The 20,300-nt window shown below is 64.7% G+C and carries 17 protein-coding genes; 9 read left to right on the top strand and 8 right to left on the bottom strand.

Annotated features, from left to right (window positions below; all coding sequences use genetic code 11):
* Nucleotides 1–29: 29 nt before the first annotated feature.
* Genes AC1DE1_RS05275 through AC1DE1_RS05265 form a run of 3 tightly spaced genes read right to left on the bottom strand, consistent with a single transcriptional unit; the run spans nucleotide 30 to nucleotide 3,918 of the window.
* Complete coding sequence (locus AC1DE1_RS05275) at nucleotides 30–743, bottom strand: phosphorylase family protein (RefSeq protein WP_441602272.1); 714 nt, start codon at nucleotides 741–743, stop codon at nucleotides 30–32.
* Between the two features lie 20 nt (nucleotides 744–763).
* Nucleotides 764–2,782: a squalene--hopene cyclase gene (gene shc / locus AC1DE1_RS05270; protein ID WP_477175600.1), complete on the bottom strand. Its 2,019-nt coding sequence runs from the start codon at nucleotides 2,780–2,782 to the stop codon at nucleotides 764–766.
* A complete protein-coding gene (locus AC1DE1_RS05265; protein WP_477178320.1) occupies nucleotides 2,779–3,918 on the bottom strand; it encodes a phytoene/squalene synthase family protein in 1,140 nt (379 codons plus the stop codon). Before AC1DE1_RS05265 ends, shc begins: the two co-directional genes overlap by 4 nt.
* A 331-nt stretch (nucleotides 3,919–4,249) precedes the next feature.
* Between AC1DE1_RS05265 and hpnA the strand changes: the two genes are divergently transcribed.
* Nucleotides 4,250–5,227, top strand: coding sequence for a hopanoid-associated sugar epimerase (gene hpnA / locus AC1DE1_RS05260; protein ID WP_477175598.1), 978 nt, complete (start codon nucleotides 4,250–4,252; stop codon nucleotides 5,225–5,227).
* A 42-nt stretch (nucleotides 5,228–5,269) separates the two neighbouring features.
* On the opposite strand, the gene AC1DE1_RS05255 is transcribed toward hpnA, so the two are convergent.
* From AC1DE1_RS05255 to hpnI, 5 genes are all read right to left on the bottom strand, one after another.
* Nucleotides 5,270–6,190, bottom strand: a complete 921-nt coding sequence (locus AC1DE1_RS05255; protein ID WP_477175597.1) for a ferritin-like domain-containing protein — start codon at nucleotides 6,188–6,190, stop codon at nucleotides 5,270–5,272.
* Between the two features lie 17 nt (nucleotides 6,191–6,207).
* Entirely contained in the window at nucleotides 6,208–7,242 is a 1,035-nt protein-coding gene (locus AC1DE1_RS05250; RefSeq protein WP_441602267.1) for a lysylphosphatidylglycerol synthase domain-containing protein, read from the bottom strand.
* A complete protein-coding gene (gene hpnK / locus AC1DE1_RS05245) occupies nucleotides 7,239–8,069 on the bottom strand; it encodes a hopanoid biosynthesis-associated protein HpnK (protein ID WP_477175596.1) in 831 nt (276 codons plus the stop codon). The genes AC1DE1_RS05250 and hpnK overlap by 4 nt, the downstream gene beginning before the upstream one ends.
* A 22-nt stretch (nucleotides 8,070–8,091) precedes the next feature.
* Nucleotides 8,092–9,519: a hopanoid biosynthesis associated radical SAM protein HpnJ gene (gene hpnJ / locus AC1DE1_RS05240; protein ID WP_477175595.1), complete on the bottom strand. Its 1,428-nt coding sequence runs from the start codon at nucleotides 9,517–9,519 to the stop codon at nucleotides 8,092–8,094.
* A gap of 61 nt (nucleotides 9,520–9,580) precedes the next feature.
* Nucleotides 9,581–10,744: a bacteriohopanetetrol glucosamine biosynthesis glycosyltransferase HpnI gene (gene hpnI / locus AC1DE1_RS05235; protein WP_477175594.1), complete on the bottom strand. Its 1,164-nt coding sequence runs from the start codon at nucleotides 10,742–10,744 to the stop codon at nucleotides 9,581–9,583.
* 54 nt (nucleotides 10,745–10,798) lie between these two features.
* Here hpnI and AC1DE1_RS05230 point away from each other — a divergent pair, with 54 nt between their 5' ends.
* The 8 genes from AC1DE1_RS05230 (at nucleotide 10,799) to AC1DE1_RS05195 (ending at nucleotide 20,289) form a co-directional block, all read left to right on the top strand.
* Nucleotides 10,799–11,344, top strand: a complete 546-nt coding sequence (locus AC1DE1_RS05230; RefSeq protein WP_477175593.1) for a DUF2147 domain-containing protein — start codon at nucleotides 10,799–10,801, stop codon at nucleotides 11,342–11,344.
* 170 nt (nucleotides 11,345–11,514) lie between these two features.
* Nucleotides 11,515–12,123, top strand: coding sequence for an isopentenyl-diphosphate Delta-isomerase (gene idi / locus AC1DE1_RS05225; RefSeq protein ID WP_441602262.1), 609 nt, complete (start codon nucleotides 11,515–11,517; stop codon nucleotides 12,121–12,123).
* 102 nt (nucleotides 12,124–12,225) lie between these two features.
* Complete coding sequence (gene hpnH / locus AC1DE1_RS05220) at nucleotides 12,226–13,368, top strand: adenosyl-hopene transferase HpnH (protein ID WP_477178937.1); 1,143 nt, start codon at nucleotides 12,226–12,228, stop codon at nucleotides 13,366–13,368.
* Between the two features lie 3 nt (nucleotides 13,369–13,371).
* Nucleotides 13,372–14,478, top strand: a complete 1,107-nt coding sequence (locus AC1DE1_RS05215; protein WP_477175591.1) for a glycosyltransferase — start codon at nucleotides 13,372–13,374, stop codon at nucleotides 14,476–14,478.
* A 112-nt stretch (nucleotides 14,479–14,590) separates the two neighbouring features.
* Nucleotides 14,591–15,160: a LexA family protein gene (locus AC1DE1_RS05210; RefSeq protein ID WP_441602259.1), complete on the top strand. Its 570-nt coding sequence runs from the start codon at nucleotides 14,591–14,593 to the stop codon at nucleotides 15,158–15,160.
* Between the two features lie 12 nt (nucleotides 15,161–15,172).
* Complete coding sequence (gene imuA / locus AC1DE1_RS05205; protein WP_477175590.1) at nucleotides 15,173–15,796, top strand: translesion DNA synthesis-associated protein ImuA; 624 nt, start codon at nucleotides 15,173–15,175, stop codon at nucleotides 15,794–15,796.
* A gap of 6 nt (nucleotides 15,797–15,802) precedes the next feature.
* On the top strand, nucleotides 15,803–17,215 hold the full coding sequence (locus tag AC1DE1_RS05200; protein WP_477175589.1) for a Y-family DNA polymerase: 1,413 nt from the start codon (nucleotides 15,803–15,805) through the stop codon (nucleotides 17,213–17,215).
* A complete protein-coding gene (locus AC1DE1_RS05195) occupies nucleotides 17,212–20,289 on the top strand; it encodes an error-prone DNA polymerase (RefSeq protein WP_477175588.1) in 3,078 nt (1,025 codons plus the stop codon). The genes AC1DE1_RS05200 and AC1DE1_RS05195 overlap by 4 nt, the downstream gene beginning before the upstream one ends.
* Nucleotides 20,290–20,300 lie beyond the last annotated feature (11 nt).

The raw sequence follows: 20,300 nt of genomic DNA, 5'->3' as shown, positions 1-20,300 counted from the left end.
CAGGCCTGACATCCGAATACAGGGTGAGATTAACAGGGCTGGGGTACGTTACGTCCCAGTTCGATGCCGGCCACGTTGGCCGCCATGCGCAAGCTGCGCGTGGCTTTGCCCATGCGCGCGACCAGTCCGGGCAGTTCGGCGAACAGATGCGGGTGTCGCAGCAAGGTCGCTAGCAGGCGAGCCGGACGCGGCCGCCCCCAGGCGTCGATCGCAGCTTGCAGTTCGACCGGCAGGTTGTCGTCACGCTCGTCGACGATGGCTCGCAACACGACGAAGGGTATGCGGTACTCGCCGGCCACCGCGGCAATCGCTGCGCTTTCCATGTCGACGGCCAAGGCCTGGTGGCGTTCGCGCATCGCGCCTTTTTCCGCCACGCTGAGCAGCGGCACGGGTAGGCTCAGCAGTGTGCCTTCATCCACGCGGGGCAGCTGCGTGGCGGCAAGGCGGCGGATGATCGAGGCACGCCACGCGGCATCGGGCAGGTAATCATGGCTGCGCTCGTCGAGCACGCAGGACGGGCAGATCAACGTGCCGCTGCGCAAACCGGGGGCAAGACCACCGGCCACGCCGAACGACACCAGGGCCGTCGCGCCCGACGCGATCAAACCCAGGGCCGCCTGCCGCGCCGCATCCTGGCCCATGCCTGAGAGCCACAGCGCGCCGCCATGTTCCAGAGCCAGCGCGGTGCGCACACGCAGCCGTCGACGCGTGAGCGTGCGCGCCTCCGAAGCAAGCGCTGTCACGATACCCACCGAGCCCGGCATCACGGCGTCGGCGGTGAGTTCGCAAGCAGCTGGCGATAGCGGCTGAGTGCCCATAGCGGAAAATACGCGGTGTACCCGTGGTATTTGAGGAAAAAGACGCGTGGAAATCCCGGTGCATTGAAGCTGGGGTGATACCAGAGATCGGCCTCGGGCCCGCCCGGCGCCTGCTGCTGATCCAGCAGCCAGCGAATACCGCGATGCGCTGCCTCCGACGTGTGTTCGCCCGCCGCAAACAGCCCGAGCAAGGCCCAGGCCGTGCTGTGCGCCGTGCTTACGCCGCCGTTGCTGCCACGCAGTGCGGCATCGAAGTAGCTGTCGTTGGTTTCGCCCCAGCCGCCGTCGGCATGCTGCCTGGACAGCAACCAGGTGACCGACTGCCGTATCCATGGCTGCTGCATGTCCTGGCCTGCGAGCGCGAGGCCGGCCAGCACCGACCAGGTCCCGTAGATGTAATTGGTGCCCCAGCGCCCCCAGTACGAGCCATCCGGCAGGCGCGCAGCACGCAGGTAGGCGATGCAACGTTCGATGGCGGGCTTGTCCTGCGGGCGATTGAGGATGCCCAGCAAGGCCAGCACGCGTCCCGACACATCTTCGGTGGGCGGATCGAGCATGGCACCGTGATCGGCGAAGGGAATCTCGTTGATGTGATAGTGCGTGTTGTTGCGGTCGAACGAGGCGAAGCCGCCATTGTCCGACTGCATGCCGACCAGCCAGTCTGCCGCGCGCTCGATGCGATCGCGATACTGGCCTTCACGCGGCGTGCCGCGGACCGCCACATGCATCAGCGCGGCAATCACGGCCGTGTCGTCGAGGTCGGGAAAGTACGCGTTGGCGTACTGGAAAGCCCATCCGCCAGGCGCCAGATCGGGCGCCTGCACGGCCCAGTCGCCCTTGAGTTCCAGTTCCTGCAACGGCGCCAACCATGCCATGGCGCGGGTGACCGCCTCTTGCGTCGCATCATCCGGCGAAGCTCGCAGCAAGGCGATGGCTGACCAGCCGGTATCCCACACGGGCGACACGCAGGGCTGGCAATACGCCGTGCCGTCATCGCGCTGCACGATCAGTTTCTGCAGTGAACGCAAACAAGTGGCGCGGGCGGGATGGTCTTTCGCATAGCCCAGCAGATCCATCGCTTCGAGTGCGTTGACCATGGGCGGAAAGATCGCGCCAAGGCCATCTTCGCCATTGAGTCGGGCAACGAACCATTGCTCGGCCCGCTGCACCGCCCGGCGACGCAGGCTGCCGGGAATCAGTGGATCGCAGGCGCGACCCAGCTTGTCCAGCACCAGGAACACTTTGCTGATGAAGCCACCGCCCGTGGCGAAGTAGTGGCGTTCCTGCTCCGGCGGCGTCACGAACAGTTCTGCAATGCCGACCTGGCGCGGATTCTTGGCCTTCGCCTTCATTGTGCAAAGGATGAACAGCGGCACCATGGTGCTGCGCGCCCAGTACGACACCTTGTCCAGGTGGAACGGCGCCCAGCGGGGGAACAGCATGATTTCCACCGGCACGTACGGCGCGGCGCGCCAGGGCACCTGGCCGAACATGGCGAGCAGGATGCGCGTGAACACATTGCTTTTCGCTGCGCCACCCTTGGCGAGGATCGCCTCGCGCGCACGGCGCATATGCGGCGCGTCGGGTGAATCGCCTGCCGCCTTCAATGCGTAATACGACTTCACCGTGCACGACAGGTCGAGCGCACCGTCGTGGTAGAGCGGCCAGCCGCCGTGGGTATCCAGGCGCTGCTTGAGGCGGATGTAGCGCGCGAGCTTCTCCTGCAGCACCTCATCGATCTCGTCGATGAAATGCATCATCAGGATGTACTCGGACGAAATCGTGCAGTCCGTTTCAAATTCGAAACACCAGTGACCGTCCGCGCGCTGACGCGCCATCAGGGCCTGTCGCGCCCGATCGATGGCCCGGTCGATGCGATCCGGATCGACAAGGCCGGGATCGAGAGTCGGTTGACGCGTGTTGGGCGGGGCAGGGTCGGCGACGGTGGCTGGTGAATCCGTCATAGCGATCGCGCGTTTTTATACTGCGATGTCCGTCGCCACGGCCAGGCGGCGTTGCCGGCCTGGGGCACGTCCCACTCCGCTGCCAGGGGCGTGAGCGGCAGCTTGCGCGCCGCCGCGCCGAACAGAAAGCGTACGGCCGGATCGTACTTGTCGCTCAGGCGCGTCAAGCCGATGGTCTGCGCGACGGCAGCACGCGACACCTTTACCTGCGTGCCGGAGGAGAAGTCGAGCCTGTCCTGCAGATTGCGCAACGTGAGCACGGCCAGGCCGATGCTCCACAGGCAGAAGCGCCGGAAACCGGCGTGGCGCGCCGGCACGATCAGCGTGTACTCGACCGCGCGGCACAGATGCGCGTGCGCGATGCCGATCAACTCGATCATGGCGTCGGCATAGTGCGCATCCTGCTGGCCGGCACTAAGGTCCTGCAGCTCCACGCCGTGGCGCGCAAACACATCGTGCGGCAGCCAGCACACGCCGTGGCTGCGGTCTTCCCACTGGTCCTTGAGGATATTGGTCATCTGCAGGCCCTGGCCAAACGAAATGGCCAGGCGCATCAGAGTCCGCGTCTGCGGCACCAGTTCCGGTTCGAAATCGATCAGCAGCTTGGTCAGCATCTCGCCGACCACGCCCGCGACGTGATAGCAGTAGCGATCCATGTCGCGCTGCGTGTCCAGTCCTTGCAGGCCGACCACGCGCTGGAAATCGTGCATGCCTTGCGACATCACGCGCAGGCATTCGACGATGGCGTCGTGCTGGACAGGATTGAACGATTCGGTGATTTCCAGCACCAGCGGCAGCCGGAACATCAGGTCGCGTTCGCTTTCCGAAGTGGCGTCGGAAAGTCGCGGCGCGATGTGGGCGGCGAATTCGCGTGCGTCGATGCGCCCGGTCACGGCGTCGACGAAGGCTTTTTCGTAGCGGCCTTTTTCTTCCGCGCTGAACGCGGGTTCGTCTTCGATGGTGTCGGCGATGCGACAGAGCAGGTACGCGTTGGCCACGACGTCGCGCAATGCCGGTGGCAATTGCGGAATCGTCAGGGCAAAGGTTCGTGACACCTTGGGAAGAATGGCTTCCTGGTAAGCGCCGGCGTTGCTTGGGGCGATCGCAGCGGCGTGTTTCGCTTCAAACATGGGCATGCCTCGGCCTTCTTAGTATTCACATACAGAGAATCCAGCGACATCGGCATGGTATCACCCTGTCTGTGAGAGACGCCGCCCATCTGATCAAAGCGAATGTCATCGATTCGTAGAGACGCGTGGATACGCTTTGAAAGCCTGGGGAAAGCGGACGCCGACCGGACAGGCACTGGTGCCGGTGGCGCCGATGCGACTACCGTTGCCGCACGCGCCGATGTCTGCGTCGTTCGTACATAATGACCTCCCACTCCTCCCCGAGTTCAGGGAACGACTGCCTTATGTGTCCAGGGTCCAGGCTGGCGATGGTCGTGTATACCTTGGTATTGCTTCCGTGCGGTCGCTAGTTACTGGCGCCACCGGATTCGTCGGCTCCGCCGTGGTGCGGCGGCTGCTGCGCGAGGATCATCATGTGCGCGTGCTGGCCCGCGCCGGTTCCGACCGGCGCAACCTGCAGGGCCTGGACGTGGAGATCGTCGAAGGCGATCTCACCAACGCCACGTCGCTGGCAAGGATTTGCGACGACTGCGATGCCTTGTTCCATGTCGCTGCCGATTACCGGCTGTGGGCGCCGCATCCGCAGGAGCTGTATCAGACCAATGTCGAAGGTACGCGCGCCTTGCTCGAGGCGGCGCGGCAGGCCGGTGTGCCGCGCGTGATCTATACCAGCAGCGTGGCGACGCTGGGCATTCCCAGGGACGGTACGCCTGGCAGTGAAACCACGCCGGTATCGCTGGCCGATATGCTCGGTCACTACAAGCGCTCGAAGTTTCTTGCCGAGCAAGTCGTCGCCGGTTTCGCGGCGCAAGGATTGCCGGTGGTGATCGTCAATCCCTCCACCCCGATCGGACCGCGCGACATCAAGCCCACGCCCACCGGGCGCGTCGTGCGCGACGCGATGACCGGTCGCATGCCGGCGTATGTGGATACCGGGCTCAACGTCGTGCATGTGGACGACGTCGCCGATGGGCACTGGCTGGCGTTCAAGCACGGCGTGGTGGGCGAGCGCTACATCCTGGGCGGCGCGGACATGAGCCTGCGCGAGCTGTTGTTCGAGATTGCCGAGATCGTGGGCGGCACGCCGCCGCGTTGGCGCCTGCCGCATGGCGCGGTGATGCCGGTGGCGTACATGGCAGAGGCCTGGGCGCGCATGACGGGCAAGCCGCCGATCGCCACCGTGGAAGAGGTGCGCATGTCGCGCAAGCGGATGTACTTCAGCAGTGCCAAGGCGGAGCGGGAGTTGGGTTATGCGGCAGGGCCGGTGCGGCTGGCGCTGGAAGATGCGGTGGCATGGTTTAGCTTGCATCGCTAGCGCGATGCGTTCGCGCACAGGGTGCGCTCCCACAGGGGTTTCTCAGTCTGCATCGCTAGTCTGCTTGTTGTAGGAGCGCATGAAACGGCGGGCCATGCGGGCCATGCGCGGCACGAAGGTGGGCCGCAGCAGGCGCTCGTCGTAGCCGCCCATGCGGAAACTGTCCTGCGCCAGGCACATGTCCAGCAACTCGCCGATCTTCAGGTCCAGGCCAATCTGCTGATGACCGGTGATGGTGAAGTTGGCGTCCTGCATCTCGCCGTTGTTGTCCAGGCCCTTGGCGATGCCGATGCGTTCCCAGATCAGAAACAGCCACACCCGCAGCACTTTCAGCTCGAACGCCGGGCGCCGCCACCACGGCAACTGCTTGCGATACCACGCCACCCAGTTGGCGAAGAACAGGATATGGCGCGCCTCTTCCTGCATCACCGGCTCGAACGTGTCCACCAGTTCGGCCGGGAAATAACCGGTGCGCTTGGCCGACTCGAACAGGCCGAAGGCGAAAAAACTGTCGATGCATTCGCTGTAGCCGGTGACCAGCCAGCCCCATTCGGAATCTTTCGGTATTTCGTATTCGGGCTCGGGCGCCAGGGTGATGCCGTAGGCCGCCACCATCTTGCTCAACACCACCTTGTGGCGCGCTTCCTCATCGCCATCCATGGTCAGCGCTTCATGCAGCAGCGGATCGGTGACGGTATTCGTATAGGTCGCCACGCGCAGCTTGGCCTTGCCCTCGGTCTGCACGGCGATATCCCAGATCGGCAGCGAGGTGATGCGATGCAAGGTGTCCGCATCCAGCGCCGGCCATTCGATCACGGCCGGCTTATACGGGTTGTGCGTGTCCAGGATCATCCGGCAGAACAGCCGCTTGTGGGCATCGGAACCGATCTTGATGCGTCCCGGTTCGTTGCCAGCCCAGTGGCGCATGCTGTGGTCGGCGGCGGCTACGGCGTCATGGGACACGGTTTCACCTCGTGGTGTTACGACAACTTCCGGTCTGGTGCATCGGCCAGTGATGGCTTGCGGCGCGACAGCCAGCGGCGGTGCAGGCGGTGTGCTTCCGCCCACTGCCACGACAATAGCGCAGGCACGCCAAAGCCTACCTCACGTGCGCGTTTGACCAGCGACAAGGCGATCGCAGCGTCCGCGGGCAGGCCGATGATATTGCCGAACAGCACCAGGCCGCCCTCCTGCACGCCCAGTCCCGCTGGCACGAAGAAGATGATGTGGCGCACCGCCTGCGTGGTCGCCTCGATGGCAATCGCGTCCCAAACGGAAATGGGATAGCCCAGCAGATACAGCGCCAGCCAGCTTTCGAAGCTGCCCACCACGAAGCCTGCGACCTGCCAGGCGCAAGCGATCGTGAGGCGTGCGGGCTTGCCGTACAGCTTGCGCACTTCGTCGTCCAGACGGGCGCCGTCGAGCAGCTCGGTGAACCGAGAAGGCCCGCCGAGCAGCTTTTCCGCAAAGGCCTCCAGTCGTGAAAAGACCTGCCCGTGACGGAACAACCAGACCAGCCCGATCGGCAGCGGCAGCGTGGCGATCACCGCCCAGATCACCGAATTGAGCGTGCCGATATGGCCTGCCATGCCGATCAGCAGCAACAGGCCCAGGGCCACGAAGATGTATTGACTCACCAGGGTCAACAGCACCTCGATGATCACGCTCGCAGCCACCGGTGCGCCTTCCAGGCCGCGCCATTTGACCAGCCGGATGCCGACGATTTCGCCGCCCACGTTGGCCACCGGCAGCAGTCGATTGCAGGCTTCGCGCACCGTGGCGGCCCAGAACAGGAACGGCACGCGGGCGCGTCCGTGCGGATCGCTGGGAGCGATCAGGGCGCGCCAGCCGAATACGTCCAGCAACAAGGGCAGCGCGTGGAACGGCAGCAGCCACAGCAGGGCCCATCCGGCGTGGTCGAAGGCGTCCTCGATGGCCGACCAGTTCTGGTGCGTTACCAGGATGATGGCGGCCACCAGGCCGAGCACGCCGGCGAGATAAACGAAATATTTCATGCCGCCGCCGGATCGCTGAAGCCATTGCAAAGCTGGCAGTGTTCGGCCACGGCGCGCCGCACACGGGGCGACAGCAGTGCGGCCAGTTCGTCGGCGTGGCGATAGTTCGCCATGGTGGGAGTCAGTTCGCCGTGCGTGGCCGGATGCAGGTAGAGCTCGCTCAGGCCGCGGGGCAGCCGCTGCAGCACATCCAGCAACGCCTGTTCGTCCATGGCGCCAGTGTGCCGGATGCCGAAGACATGGTCGTTCGATCGCATGCCGGCGCGGCGCAAACGGAAGCGCATCAGCGCCAGCCAGGGTTTGAGCCAGGGACCGGAGCCGGGTTCGGCCGGCCAGCGTACCGCGCGCAAGCCGTGCTCGCGGCCAATGGAAAGGATCAAGGAAAGTACCGTCGGATGAAGATGGAAGTGCTTGTGTGCGTTGACGTGATCGAGCGGCAAGCCCGTCGCGGCAAACGCCTCGAACTGCGCGCGGATCTCTGCTTCAAGCTGCCGTCGCACATAGGGCAGAAAGAAAAACCGAAAGCCGTCGCGCACCATATCGTCGCCGAAGCGTCCGCGCGCGTCGACCAGTTCGGGAATCTGCGACGGCGGCAGGGCCGACAGCCCGTCGGCAAGCACCAGATGCAAACCCACCGCGAGGCCGGGCAGGCGCTTGGCGCGGGCCACCGCATCGGCGACGGCGGGTGCCGTCACCATCAGGCTGGCAGCACGCAGCACGCCTTCCCGGAATCCGCGTTCCACGGCGTGATTGACCGCAGGGTGCAGGCCGAAATCATCGGCCGTCACGATCAGTCGTGGGCGCGCGGATGCGGGTGCTTCGGTCATCGGTAACGCACGGGTCGCGCCGTCATGCCTCGTGCGCGTGCAGGAAGCGGAAGAACTCCACGCCTTCGCGCAATCGCCGCTTGGTCATCTCCCAGCTGCCGGCCATTTCCTTCACGATCTCCCAGATCTTGGACGGGCGGAAATAGAAGCTGCGGTAGAAGGTTTCCACGCCGTGGAAGATTTCTTCCTTGGACAGGTGCGGGTAGCTGATCATGGCCAGCTGCACGCCCTTGTCGTTGACCGTATTGGCGGCGGTGTTGTGTTCCAGCCAGCCGTTTTCGATGGCCTGCTTGTATAGCGTCGTGCCCGGATAAGGCGCCGCCAGCGACACCTGGATAGTGTGCGGATTGATTTCCTTGGCGTAGGCGATGGTGCGCGCAATGGTTTCCTTGGTTTCGCCCGGCAGGCCCAGGATGAAGGTGCCATGCACGGTGATGCCCAGCTTGCGGCAGTTCTCGGTGAAGGTGCGCGCGATATCCGTGCGCAAGCCCTTCTTGATGTTGTGCAGGATCTGGTCGTCGCCCGACTCATAACCCACCAGCAGCAGGCGCAGGCCGTTTTCCTTCATGATCTTCAGCGACTCGTACGGCACGTTCGCCTTGGCGTTGCAGCTCCAGGTCCAGCCCATGGCGTGCAGGCCGCGCGCGATCTCGTGCACGCGATCCATGTTCGAGCTGTCGGTGAAGGTGTCGTCGTCGAACATCAGCTCGCGCACTTCCGGCATGTTCTCCTTGATCCACTTCGCCTCGGCCAGCACGTTGGCCGCCGAACGCACGCGATAGCGATGGCCGCCCACGGTCTGCGGCCACAGGCAGAACGTGCATTTGGAGCGGCAGCCGCGGCCGGTGTAGATCGACACGTAGGGATGCAGCAGATAGCCGATGAAGTAACGCTCGATCTTCAGGTCGCGCTGGTAGATGGGAGCCACGAAGGGCAGGTCGTCCATCTGCTCGATGGTGGCGCGCGAGGGGTTGTGCTGCACGCTGCCGTCGATCAGTTTGTAACTGATGCCGGCGATGTCCTTGAAGGCGCGGCCTTCGGCCACTTCCTTGCAGGTGTAGTCGAACTCTTCGCGCGCCACGAAATCGATCGCGGGCGAGGCGAGCAAGGAGGCATCGGGTTCCACCGCCACCTTGGCGCCCACCATGCCGATCAGGATGTCGCCACGGCGCTGCTTGATCAGCTCGGCGAATTTCGCATCGGTGGGAAACGATGGCGTGCTGGTGTGGATGATCACCAGGTCGTATTCGGCGGCGATGTCCAGCGTTGCTTCCACCGACAATTCTTCCACCGGCGCATCCAGCACGCGCGAGCCGGGGACGAGTGCCGCCGGCTGGGCGAGCCAGGTGGGATACCAGAAACTCTTGATCTCGCGTTTGGCCTGGTAGCGCGAGCCCGCGCCGCCATCGAAACCGTCAAACGAAGGGGCTTGCAGAAAAAGCGTCTTCATGGATTGCCAAGCTCCTGCAGTTGTCCGCAATGAGTTGTTCAACACACCAGTCACCACTTGTTCAAGGATAGCGCGATGGCGCATGGTCGCGCGCATGCAAGATCTGGCCGCGCCAGTCCACTCGCCAGTGGACCAGTGCGCCAGCCCATTCCAGCAGCAACAGTGTGTCGCGAAAAGGGGTGAGCCACAGGTCCTGCCAACGGTTGGATCTTGCGGTGCTTGGCCAGGACACGAGGTAGCGCCACAGGCGTGCCAGGACTCCCAGCGCGGCCACGATCAGGCAAGGCAGCGTGGGCGAGAGCAACAAGGCCAGCACCAGCAGTGGCCAGCTGTAGCACACGAAGCTGAAGGTGAATCCGGCCGGTGATATGGCGCGAATGGTGCGCAGCCAGCGCATTTCATGCGACCACAGCTGGGAGAGTTGGTTTTCGTTCACCTGCGTGCCGACCACCACGTCGCTCAGTACGGTGCGCAAGCCTTGCTGGCGCGATCGCTCGCCCAGCCAGAAATCGTCGGCCAACGTGTCCTTGAGCGACGCCAGGCCACCGATCGCGTCCAGTGTGTGGCGTCGCAAGGCAATGGTGGAGCCGAAGGCGAAGCGGGTGGAACCGAAGGCGTGCGCCAGACGTACGGAAGGCGCAAACCAGTCGTCGATGAAGAGCCGACCCAGGCGGGCTGTCCATCCATCGCGTACCACGCCGTGATAAAGACAGGTCACGATGCCCACGCCCGGATCGTTCAGCGGTGCGGTGACGCGCGCCAGATGATCCGGCGCCACGCTGATGTCGGCATCGGCCAGCACCAGCCAGTCGTAACGCGCCTGCGCCAGCAGGTTGATCAGGTTGCTGACCTTGAGGTTGGCGCCGTGGACCGTGGGATCGATCACCAGTGCCATCGAGCGTTCGGGAAATTCGCGCTGCAAACGTTGCACCACGGCAATCGCCGGATCCTCGGGATCGCGCACGCCAAACAGGATTTCGTAATGCGCGTGGGTTTGCTTGCAGAAACCTTTCAGGTTCTCGTAGAGGCCGGGCTCGGCGCCGTGCAGCGGCTTGAGTACGCTCACCGGGCGGCTTGCCTGATCGTTCACATCCGCTCGCGGATGCTGGTTGCGGCGCTCGCAGCGGAACCAGGCCCACAGGCTCAGGCACGCATAGGCCGTGGTGCACCCGGCCAGCACCAGGCCAATCCATGACAGCAGCGATAGGGCAGCGGGAGGGGACATGAGTTCGGTCAGCACGCGGTCCGTCATTCCTTCCAAAGTTAATGCATGCACTTCGTGAAAGCGCACGTTTTGCGGCTGTTTCGGCTGGCTGCATGGATCTTGCCGCTATGCCTGCTGCAGGGCGTGGCGCTCGCACAGACGCCGTCTGCCGACGCTACGCCGGGCACCGCCATCGAGGGCGACTGGCTGGTCGAAAGCCGCGACGCCATTATCCGCATCGAGCGCGATGGTGATGCGTTTGTCGGCAGCATTGTGTGGCAGCTGCACGATACCTATGGCCCTGAGGACGGCGCCGAGCTCAACGGAAAAACCGTCACCGATCGTCACAATCCCGATCCGGCGCTGCGTTCGCGCCCATTGACGGGCCTGCGCCTGCTATGGGGATTGCGTTACGACGCCCAGGCGCGCGCCTGGGTGGATGGCCGCGTCTACAACGCCGACAACGGCAAGGAATATCACTGCGAAATTCACCTGCGCTCACCGGATCGGCTGGTGTTGCGCGGTTTCATCGGCATCACGCTGCTCGGTGGAAACACCACGTGGACACGCACGCATGAGCCGTTTCCGGCGCCGGCGAGCAGTGTTCATTCAACGCAATAACTATCCTTTGGTATGAACGGCGCCCGCGAGGGACTACTCGCCTTCGCTCATCCTTGCTAGCCTGAGTGCGCCATCGATGTACGGTCGAACGTGCGTCGCGCCAGATGTGACGAAGATGTGATGACCGGGCGTGTACTGCCGCCGTCCGTCGGAAGAGAGAGGTTTGAGCCTTGGCTAACCGCGAGTTGGACTTCAACGAAGGAAGCTGGTCGAAGAGTGTGGTGTCCTTTCAGGACGAACCCCTGGTGCTGGTCGACGAACACGACCGCGAAACCGGCTTTCTCGACAAGGCGAGCGCGCACCACGGACAGGGCATTCTGCATCGCGCGTTTTCGCTGTTTGTGTTCAATACGGACGGCGAGCTGCTGCTGCAGCAACGCGCCGAAGGCAAACGCCTGTGGCCGGGTTACTGGTCCAATACCTGCTGCAGCCATCCCCGGCGCGGCGAGACGATGGAAACAGCCACTCATCGTCGCCTGGCCGAGGAGCTCGGCCTGCAGTGCGAATTCCAGTTCCAGTTCAAGTTCCAGTATCAGGCGCAATTCGATGACGAAGGCGCGGAACACGAGCTTTGCTGGGTCTACGCCGGCCGTACGGATGCGGCTCCCGTCGCCAACAGGCTTGAGATCGCCGCGCTGCGTTATATCGCGCCCGATGCGCTGGATCGTGAGATCGCCGCGCATCCGGAGCATTTCACGCCATGGTTCAAGATCGAATGGGAGCGCTTGCGTCGCGAACACGCGCATGTATTTGCGCCGCCCGCCAGTCTGGCGTCCTGAACGCCACATCGCCGCGACGTGGCTATACTCGATCCCGTGATGAAGGCGACTGGCATCAAGCGCAGCGCGTAACATCCATCCGTCAGTGATGAGGAGATTCCGTTGGGCATTCCTCTTATTCAGCAAACCAAGATCGCGCGTTACATCATCGGCAAGAAGGTCAGCGGGCAGAAGCGTTATCCGCTGGCGATGATGTTGGAGCCCTTGTTCCAGTGCAATCTCGCCTGCGCCGGTTGCGGCAAGATCGATCATCCCAAAGAGATCCTGCAAAAGCGCATGAGCGTGGAAGACGCACTGCGCGCGGTGGACGAATGCGACGCGCCGGTGGTGTCGATTCCCGGCGGCGAGCCGCTGATCCACAAGGAGATGCCGCAGATCGTGCAGGGCCTGATCGCGCGCGAGAAATTCATCTACCTGTGCACCAATGCGCTGCTGCTGACCAAGCACATCGACGAGTACACGCCGTCGCCGTATTTCACCTGGTCGGTCCATCTGGACGGCCTGCAGGAGCGGCACGATCAATCGGTGTGCATGGAGGGCGTGTTCGACAAGGCGGTGGCGGCGATCAAGCTGGCGTTGTCGCGCGGTTTTCGCGTCACCATCAACTGCACGCTGTTCAACAACGAGAAGCCGGAAGAAATTGCCGAGTTCTTCGACTTCGCCATGTCGCTTGGCATCGAAGGCATCACGGTGTCGCCCGGCTATAGCTACCAGCATGCGCCGCGCCAGGATGTCTTTCTTGGGCGCACCGAGAGCAAGCAGCTGTTCCGCGATATTTTCCGCATCGGCAAGGAACGCAAGAGCAAGTGGGTGTTCAACCAGTCGTCGATGTTCCTGGACTTCATCGCGGGCAACCAGAGCTACCAGTGCACGCCGTGGTCCAACCCCACCTACAACATTTTCGGCTGGCAGCGTCCGTGTTATCTGCTGGTCGACGAGGGCTACGCCAGCTCGTACAAGGAGCTGATGGAAGAAACCGCATGGGAAAAATACGGCGTCGGCATCAACCCCAAGTGCGACAACTGCATGGCGCATTGCGGCTTCGAAGGCACGGCGGTGGATGACACCTTTGCGCATCCGCTCAAGGCCGCGCGCGTGGCGACGTTCGGTCCGCGCATCGATGGCGCGATGGCGCCGGATCTGCCGGTGATGTACGGCGACCGCGTCGATGCCACGGCGATCCATATCCCCATCAGCGCGATCCAGCGCAGAGGCTCGTCGTCCGGGGCCGACGCCGGGCACTGAGTCATGTGGCTGCTCATTGGCGCCATCGTCCCGGTCGTGATGTGGCTGGGACTGCTGCTGGTGCCGTGGCGGCCATGGAGTACGCGCGAGCATCTGGAGGCTGATGCGTTGGCCAGCATGCGCCTGGACGACGTCACCGTATTGATGCCTGCACGCAACGAAGCCGACGTGATCGGCAGCACGCTGCGCGCGTTGCAGGCGCAGGGCAGTGGACTCCAGATCATCGTGGTCGACGACCAGTCGGCCGACAGCACGGCCGGTGTGGCGAGCTCGTATCCCGGTGTTCGCGTGATCCAGGGTGCGCCCTTGCCGGAAGGTTGGGCGGGCAAGCTGTGGGCGCTGGAGCAGGGCAGGCAGCAGGTACGCACGCCGCTGACCTTGTTGCTGGATGCGGATATCGAACTGCGTCCCGGCATGTTGGCCACGCTGCTGTCGCACAAGCAGCGCGAGCAGCGGCAGTTCGTGTCGATCATGGCGGACCTGCGCCGCACCAGTTTCTGGGATCGCTTGTTGCTGCCTGCCTTCGTCTACTACTTCAAGTTGCTTTATCCGTTTGCTTTGTCCAACTCGCTCTCGCGCTGGGTGGCGGCCGGCGCGGGCGGCTGCATCCTGGTGGATACTGAGGTGCTTGAACGCATCGGCGGCTTCGGCAGCCTGCGCGATGCGCTGATCGACGATTGCGCGCTGGCACGTCAGGTCAAGCGCGCGGGCGGCCGCACCTGGATCGGCTTGAGCCGCGATGTGCTGAGCCGGCGGCCGTACGGTAGCTTCGAGTCGATCCACGGCATGGTGGCGCGGTCGGCCTTCACCCAGCTGGGCTATTCGACGTCCGTGTTGTTGCTGGTGACGGTGTTGTTCCTGTGGGCTTACGGGGTGCCGCTGGCCTTGCTGGCCGCACCACAGCTGTGGCCCTGTGCCTGGATCGCGCTGGGCGCCATGATGCTGGGCTACCTGCCCATGCTCAGGTACTACCGCATGCCCCTGTGGTGGGCGCTGCTGCTGCCGCTGGGGGCGGGTCTCTACCTCGGCATGACCTGGAGTTCGGCGCTGCGCTATTGGCGCGGCGTGCGCTCCCAGTGGAAGGGGCGGGTCTACCGCGCGGACGCCTGAATTGTCTTTTTAATCAGTCGTTTGAAAATTATTCATAGCGGCGTGCTGAATCTCGCTCGGTGAGAATCCCATCGTGCTATCTTGATTACCGTCCCACTAATCAAGTCGCCCCATGCCTCCTTCCGACCACGGTGGACGCCGCCCGGGAGCCGGTCGTCCCGCCGGTGAACCCAGTCAGCGCATACGCGTACCCGACAGCCAGGTACCGGGCGTGCTGGCCTACCTGGAGGCCTACCGCAGTCCTGCCACGCTGGAGGCGCCGCGGCCTTTGTCGCTGGAACCATCGACGGTCGCGCTGACGGCTTTCCTCAGTCGCGTGCCGGCCGGCCTGCCGTCGATCGCCGACGACGATGTCGACGAAGTGGTCGACCTCAACGAACACCTCGTGCTGCCCGGCCACGAGCCGAGCACCTTCATCATCCGCGTGTCGGGCTGGTCGATGATCGGCGCCGGCATTTTCGACGGCGACGAAGTGCTGGTGGATCGTGCGCTCGCGCCGCGCCAGGGCGACATCGTGGTGGCGATGGTCAACAACGAGCTGACCATCAAGCGGCTGGGCAAGGTGGATGGGCATATCGCGCTGCTGCCGGAAAACGCGCACTTCAAGCCCATCGTGTTCCGCGAAGGCGAGACGCTCAGCGTGTGGGGCGTCGTCACCCGTTGCCTGCGCACGTTGCGCTGAGGGGCGTGCGCCGTGGGTCAGGTCCTTGCGCTCGATACACTTCTGCACAGCCGCCAGGTCTGGCAAGGCCGCGCTGCGCCGCAACCGTCGGGCAGTCAGCCCACCGGCTGGGCGACGCTCGATGCCGCCTTGCCCAGCGGCGGCTGGCCCGAGCACGCGATGACTGAAATCCTGCTGCCCGCCGATGGCGTGGGTGAGCTGCAATTGTTGTTGCCTACGCTGGCGCGCCTCACCCGCGAAGGGCGTCCGGTGATGGTGATCTCGCCGCCGTACGTGCCTTATGTGGCGGGCTGGGAAGCGCGCGGCGTGGTGATGTCGAACGTGGACATCGTGCACGCGGACGAACGCGATGTGCTGTGGGCGGCCGAGCAATGCCTGCGCTCGGCCAGTTGCGCCGCCGTGCTGGCGTGGCCGGTGCACGCCGATGACCGTGCCTTGCGTCGATTGCAGGTGGCGGCCGATACCGGCAAGGCGCTGGCCTTTCTGTTCCGCGATCGCCGCCATGCCGTGCAGGCGTCGCCCGCGGCATTGCGATTGGAACTGGAAAGCACGCCCAGCTGGCAGATACGCGTGCGCAAATGCCGTGGCGGCAATCCGCCGGCACAGGCGGTATCGCTAGCTTCCGGCTGGTCGTGACGCGCCATGCTCTGGGCTTGCATCTTGCTGCCGCAACTGGCGCTGGACGGTGTCCTCCGGCGACGGCCGCCGTCGGACGAACCACTGGTGCTGGTGAGCGGTCCCGCGCAGGCGCGCATCGTGCACGCGGCCAATGCGAGCGCGCGTGCGGCGGGCATTTATCGCGGGCAGCGACTCACCGCGGCGCAAGCCTTGTTGCAGCAGTTCGCGATGGTCGAGCACGATCCGGAAGACGAGGCGCGCTGGCATCGTCTGCTCGCTGCCTGGGCGTATCGCTATAGCGCCGAGGTGGGGCTGTACGCGCACGCCGTGGTGCTGGAGGTGAGTCGCAGCCTCAACCTGTTCGGGCCATGGCCGCGTTTTGAATCGCTGTTGCGGGACGATCTGCAGGGACTGGCTTTCCGTCATCGCATCGCGCTCGCACCGACACCGCATGCGGCCTATGTGCTGGCCGGCGTGCACGACGGGCTGGCGGTGATGTCGCCGGAGATCCTGCGCGAGGCGCTGGCGCCTGTGCCGATTGCGCGTGCGCGCCTGCCGGCCGATGCCGCGCAGGGTTTGCCGTCGATGGGCATCCGCACCCTGGGCCAAGTCTTGAAGCTGCCGCGCGCAGGCCTGCAACGCCGCTTCGGCGCCGAGCTGGTGGCGCAGCTCGATCGCCTCACCGGCGACGAGCCCACGCCAATGGACAGCTACCGTCCGCCCGATGCGTTCGAGCAGCGCATGGAGTGGACGCACGAAATCGAGCACGTCGAGGCGCTGGTGTTTCCGCTGCGCCGTCTCACCGGCGACCTGGCGGCGTATCTCGCCGGTCGCGATGGCGGCGTGCAGCGATTCGAACTGGAACTGGAACATCGCAGCGGTCTGCCCACCTGCGTGACGGTGGGCATGCTGGCCGCCGCGCGTGATGCCACGCTGTTGTTCGACTGCGCGCGCGGACGGCTCGAGCGCCTGGAATTGCACCAGCCGGTGCTGGCGATGCGGCTGGTGGCAAGCGACTTGCCGCCGTTCGTTCCCGCCGGCCGCGACCTGTTCGATACCCGGCCCACGCATGCCGTGCCGCTGGATCAGCTGCGCGAACGCTTGCGTGCACGCCTGGGCGAGCAGGCCATCCAGCATCTGCATCGCACGGTGGATCCGCGCCCGGAGCGTGCGCAGTCCGATGCGGCGCATGTGAAAGCAGCCACCACGCCGGAAACCTTGCCGCGCCCGACCTGGCTGCTGGCCTCGCCATGCCCGCTGCGTGGCCCGGCGCCGGAGGTGCTCGCCGGCCCCGAGCGCATCGAAACCGGCTGGTGGGATGGTGGCGACATCCGGCGCGATTACTACGTGGTGCGCACCTCGCAGGGACAGTGTGCGTGGGTGTATTGCGCGCCGGGCGAGCAGGGCCACTGGATGTTGCATGGGTGGTTCGCATGAACGACTACGCCGAACTGCATTGCCTGTCCAACTTCTCGTTCCAGCGTGGCGCGTCGAGTGCGCGCGAGTTGTTCGAGCGGGCCAAGGCCTGCGGTTATCGCGCGCTGGCGATCACCGACGAATGTTCGCTCGCCGGCATCGTGCGCGCCTACGAGGCCTCGCGCGATACCGGGCTGCCGCTGATCGTCGGCGCCGAGTTCCAGATCGAGCATGGCCCGAAGCTGGTGCTGTTGTGCGAGAACCTGCAGGGCTATACCTCGCTGTGTGCACTCATCACGCGCGGTCGGCGCGTGGCAGAGAAGGGCACGTATCGGGTGACGCGCGAGGACTTTGCCGACGGCCTGCCCGGCACGCTGGCCTTGTGGTTGCCGCAGGCCGAGCTGCAGCAGGCGCATGGTGAGTGGCTGCGCTCGCTGTTCGAGGCGCGATTGTGGCTGGCGGTCGAACTGCATCGTGGCCCCGACGACGACCGCCGTTTCGCCCGGCTGCAGATGCTGGCCGATGCACTGCAGCTGCCAATGGTGGCCGCGGGCGACGTACACATGCACGTGCGCCGCCGCCGTGCCTTGCAGGATGTGATGACGGCGATCCGCCACCATCGCACCGTGGCCGATGCCGGTGACCTGCTGTTTCCCAATGGCGAGCGACATCTGCGTACGCGCGTGGCTTTGTCCGCGATCCATCCCGACGAACTGATGGCCGAAAGCGTGCGCATCGCCGAGCGCTGCCAGTTCGTGATGACCGACCTGAGCTATCGCTATCCCGCCGAACTGGTGCCGGCAGGACATACGCCGACCACATGGTTGCGCCAGCTCACCGAAGAGGGCGTGCGCTGGCGCTGGCCGCAGGGCGAGCCGCCCAAGGTGAGGGAGCAGATCGAGTATGAGCTGAAGCTGGTCGAGCAGCTCAAGTACGAGTCGTACTTCCTGACCGTGCAGGAAATCGTGAGCTTCGCGCGCGGCAAGGACATCCTGTGCCAGGGCCGCGGTTCGGCCGCCAATTCGGCGGTTTGCTACGCGCTCGGCGTGACGGCGGTGGATCCGGCCACGACCACGCTGCTGGTCGAGCGTTTTATTTCCGCCAAACGCAACGAGCCGCCGGATATCGATATCGACTTCGAGCACGAGCGGCGCGAAGAAGTCATCCAGCATATCTACGAGAAATACGGCCGCGAGAGGGCCGCGCTGGCCGCCACCGTGATCTGCTATCGAGGCCGCAGCGCGGTACGCGACGTGGCACGCGTGCTCGGCCTGCCATCGGATCAGATCGACCTGTTGTCGCGCACCTTCGCCTGGCAGGACGGCGACGATCCGCTGGACGGCCGCCTGCGCGAGCGCGGCTTCGATCCGGATAGTCCCGTGCTGCGGCGGGTGATGGCGCTCACCGAAGAGCTGATGGATTTTCCGCGCCACCTGTCCCAGCACGTGGGTGGCTTTGTGATTTCCGATCAGCCGCTGTCACATCTGGTGCCGGTGGAAAATGCCTCGATGCCCGACCGCACCATCATCCAGTGGGACAAGGATGATCTGGACACCATGCGCCTGCTCAAGGTCGATTGCCTGGCGCTGGGCATGCTCACCTGTATCCGCAAATGTCTTGATCTATTGAAGAGTCATCATGGTCGCGTGGAAACGCTGGCGTCGATTCCGCCGGATGATCCGCCGACCTATGAACTGATCCAGCGCGCCGACACCATCGGCGTGTTCCAGATCGAATCGCGCGCGCAGATGGCGATGCTGCCGCGGCATCGGCCGGAGAATTTCTACGACCTGGTGATCCAGGTGGCGATCGTGCGGCCGGGCCCGATTCAGGGCGACATGGTGCATCCGTATCTGCGCCGCAAGCGCGGCGAGGAGCCGATCACTTATCCGTCGGAGGCCTTGAAGGATGTGTTCGAGCGCACGCTCGGCGTGCCCTTGTTCCAGGAACAGGTGATGAAGCTGGCGATCGTCGCGGCGGAATACACGCCCGGCGAGGCGGACCAGCTGCGCCGTTCGATGGCGGCGTGGCGACGCAACGGCGACATGGAAATCCATCGCCAGAAACTGATGGCCGGCATGCTGAAAAACGGCTTCACGCCGGATTTTGCCGCGCGCCTGTTCGAGCAGATCAAGGGCTTTGGTTCCTACGGTTTTCCCGAAAGCCATGCGGCGAGCTTCGCTTTGCTGGTGTATGCCAGCTGCTGGCTCAAATGCCATTACTGCGCGGCCTTCATGTGCGCCTTGCTCAACGCGCAGCCGATGGGTTTCTACGGCCCGAGCCAGATCGTGCAGGACACCCAGCGCCATGGCATCAAGGTGCGACCGGTGGATGTGCGCCACAGCGACTGGGACAACACGCTCGAAGCCGATGACTCCTCGCGCGGCGGCTATGCCATGCGGCTTGGCTTGCGGCAGGTGCGCGGCTGCCGCGAGGAGGTGATGACGCAACTGATGGCGGCGCGTGCACGCCGGCCGTTCGAAGACGTGGCCGACCTGTGCGCGCGCGCCGGACTCAACAAGCAACAGCAGGATGCGCTGGCCGAGGCGGATGCATTACGCGGCCTGGCCGGCCATCGTCATCGTGCGCGCTGGGTCATGGCGGGCATCGAGGCGCAGCTGCCCTTGTTCGGCAACACCAGTCCGGTGGAAGAAGAGGTCGTGCTGCCGCCACCATCGCAAGGTGAAAGCACGCTGGCCGATTACGCGCGTATGGGGCTCAGTCTGGGGCCGCATCCGCTGCAGCAGATCCGTGCGCGCCTGCGCGCGGCGCGCTGCCTGGATTCCAAGAGCCTGCACCTGCGCCCGCATGCCAGCAAGGTGCGCGCGGCCGGGCTGGTGACGCAGCGCCAGCGTCCGCAGACGGCCAGCGGCGTCACCTTCATCACCATGGAAGACGAGTTCGGACCCATCAACGTGGTGGTGTGGAGTCACGTGGCCGAACGTCAGCGCCGCATCTTTCTCGAGTCGCGCCTGCTGGGCGTGGATGGACGTTGGGAACACGCGGACGGCGTAAGCCATCTCATCGCCGATCGACTCATCGACCTGAGCGAGTTGCTGGGTTCGCTGGACAGCCGTTCGCGCGATTTCCACTGAACCGTCGCACG

Source organism: Dyella sp. 05T440, from assembly GCF_056395965.1.
Note: the sequence above shows the minus strand (reverse complement) of the source record. Positions and strands in the feature narration are given on the sequence as shown.

What these genes read in the sequence shown, in the direction of transcription:
- hpnI (WP_477175594.1), bottom strand. Translation starts at nt 10,744, where the DNA reads ATGTCCCCTCCCGCTGCCCTATCGCTGCTGTCATGGATTGGCCTGGTG.
- shc (WP_477175600.1), bottom strand. Translation starts at nt 2,782, where the DNA reads ATGACGGATTCACCAGCCACCGTCGCCGACCCTGCCCCGCCCAACACG.
- AC1DE1_RS05250 (WP_441602267.1), bottom strand. Translation starts at nt 7,242, where the DNA reads ATGAAATATTTCGTTTATCTCGCCGGCGTGCTCGGCCTGGTGGCCGCC.
- AC1DE1_RS05265 (WP_477178320.1), bottom strand. Translation starts at nt 3,918, where the DNA reads ATGCCCATGTTTGAAGCGAAACACGCCGCTGCGATCGCCCCAAGCAAC.
- hpnJ (WP_477175595.1), bottom strand. Translation starts at nt 9,519, where the DNA reads ATGAAGACGCTTTTTCTGCAAGCCCCTTCGTTTGACGGTTTCGATGGC.
- hpnK (WP_477175596.1), bottom strand. Translation starts at nt 8,069, where the DNA reads ATGACCGAAGCACCCGCATCCGCGCGCCCACGACTGATCGTGACGGCC.
- AC1DE1_RS05200 (WP_477175589.1), top strand. Translation starts at nt 15,803, where the DNA reads ATGCTCTGGGCTTGCATCTTGCTGCCGCAACTGGCGCTGGACGGTGTC.
- AC1DE1_RS05215 (WP_477175591.1), top strand. Translation starts at nt 13,372, where the DNA reads ATGTGGCTGCTCATTGGCGCCATCGTCCCGGTCGTGATGTGGCTGGGA.
- AC1DE1_RS05210 (WP_441602259.1), top strand. Translation starts at nt 14,591, where the DNA reads ATGCCTCCTTCCGACCACGGTGGACGCCGCCCGGGAGCCGGTCGTCCC.
- AC1DE1_RS05195 (WP_477175588.1), top strand. Translation starts at nt 17,212, where the DNA reads ATGAACGACTACGCCGAACTGCATTGCCTGTCCAACTTCTCGTTCCAG.